The organism is Succinimonas sp. (assembly GCF_045225735.1).
Taxonomy (GTDB): Bacteria; Pseudomonadota; Gammaproteobacteria; order Enterobacterales; family Succinivibrionaceae; genus Succinimonas.
On record NZ_JBGVBR010000101.1, the window covers coordinates 1 to 2,025 of the forward strand.

Genomic DNA, 2,025 nt, shown 5'->3' on the forward strand with positions numbered 1-2,025 from the left:
CGATTACATTACCGGAAAGCCTTACCGGGTAACCGCAAACAAAAGCCTGAGAGAGCTCAGCTGCTCATACGGAGTAATCTCGAAGGATAATCCCGTCACCGGGGAGGAGGCCCCCGAAAACGAGTGGTTCTATGTTCTTCCGGAGGAGCATTTCACCTCCTACGATCTGGATTATGACGGAGTAAAAGGCTACACCGAGAGATGCCGGGGCACCCTGACAGACGGCTCGGACATGGAGTCTGAGACGGAGCTTTCCATCTCGGATCCCCTGCTTGCGGATGAGTGGCATCTCTACAACATCGGACAGAATCCCTACGGCGTAAGCTCGGATCCGGTTAAGGGCATTGATCTTAATGTGATTCCCGCCTGGCGCACTGTCCTTGAGGATCGCAAAAAGCAGCTTGACGGCTCCGGCGTTTATGTGCTGGTAAGTGACACCCCCGTGGATGTTAATCATGAGGATCTCAAAGATCGGCTCTATGATCCCGGAGTTCCCGGAAGCGAGGATATTATCAATGCCGGAATGCCTCTGGAAAAGCTTCAGGAGAATTCCATGAATCTTCATGGCACGGCCGTGGCCGGAATCATCGCCGCTTCCGGCATGAACAATCTGGGCGTGCGGGGCATCGCCTTCAATGCCAGCATTACCTCTGCTGACAACGCTTATGGAGACCGCTCTTTGTCATATCTCCTGGACATGCCCGGACCTGCTCTTATGAATGCCAGCTGGTGCGTTGATCTTTCCACTGTCAGCGACCCGGCAGAAAAAGAGCTTTTCGAGGCTTTTTATGAAAATAACATTGCTGTCATTCATTCCCAGGGCAATGAGTTTGAGGCAGGGTATGACGAAAAAGCAAAGCCTTATTCCCGCAGTATTTGCAAGGATCTGGGAGTTAACTGCGAGTTCAAGCAGACTTCCGATATTTCCCGGGATCCGTTCGTTATTAACGTGGGAGCTCTGAATTCCCTGGGGGTTAAGTCATCCTACGGATCCACCGGATCCAATCTCTGGGTTACCGGCTTCGGCGGCGAAAAGGGCGTCAGAAAGGATACCGGGCCTGAAACCAGTGCGGCCATTGTGACCACAAGCAGTCAGTATGATCCTCAGGACTGGAACGATCCGGATGCCTATTCCCCTTGGAGAAACGACGACAACAAGCATTACACCAATATTATGAACGGCACGTCATCGGCAGCCCCCTCGGTTTCGGGCGCGGTGGCTCTGGCATATCAGGCCAAACCGGATATGACGGTGTCCCAGCTCCGCTATCTTCTGGCCGCGACCTCCCGTGACGACAGCGTGATGCCCGATCTGGCCCTGACCGTGAAGGAAGCGGCTTCCGATCAAAGCTACGGCGAACATATCGTCTACGACTACGGCTGGCAGGAAAATGCCGCCGGTTTCAGATTCTCCAGCCATTACGGATTCGGAGTAGTTGATGCTGCCGCCCTGATTAAGGGAGTGCTTGCCTGCGACAGCGATCCCGTCTGCGCCGGGCTTAAAGAACCTCCTGAAGTATATGTGTCCGGAAATGCCAGTCCCTGCGCATTCACCGATGACACCGGAAGAAACGTTACCTGCTCCTTTGCTGATTTCAGAGACCCTGAAGATGCGGAAACGGTTCTCGGGAGTTCCGAGCTCATAGTTGATGCCATAACCTATGATGTTTCCGGGCTCACCTATCTTCCGGAGGGCATTAAGGATTTCTGCGAGCTTGCGGCCTCTTCTGAGGACGCGGAACCCACGGAGCATAACAGGCAAAGGAAGCAGGCCGTGTTTGATGCCAACCTGATCCTGCAGATTCTGGCGGAATCCCCGGCCGGCACCAAGTCCCTGATTAAGCCTATTTATGCCAACTGGGATTACAAATCCGGCTTCAATATTCCGGATAATGCCTATGATGCAGATTTCGCCATGTCGCCCCTGGATCTCGCCACCTCCACCTTCTACCGGGAAACTCTGAAGGAGGGGACTGACAACCCCTGGACTTTGAGCATTAATAGTCCCTGCAAGCTGGATCTGGA

The 2,025-nt window shown here is 53.7% G+C and carries 1 protein-coding gene; it reads left to right on the forward strand.

Annotation, left to right across the window (positions count from 1 at the left end):
• A partial coding sequence (locus tag ACJROR_RS03505) for a S8 family serine peptidase (protein WP_406545885.1) occupies positions 1 to 2,025 on the forward strand: 2,025 nt, incomplete at both ends.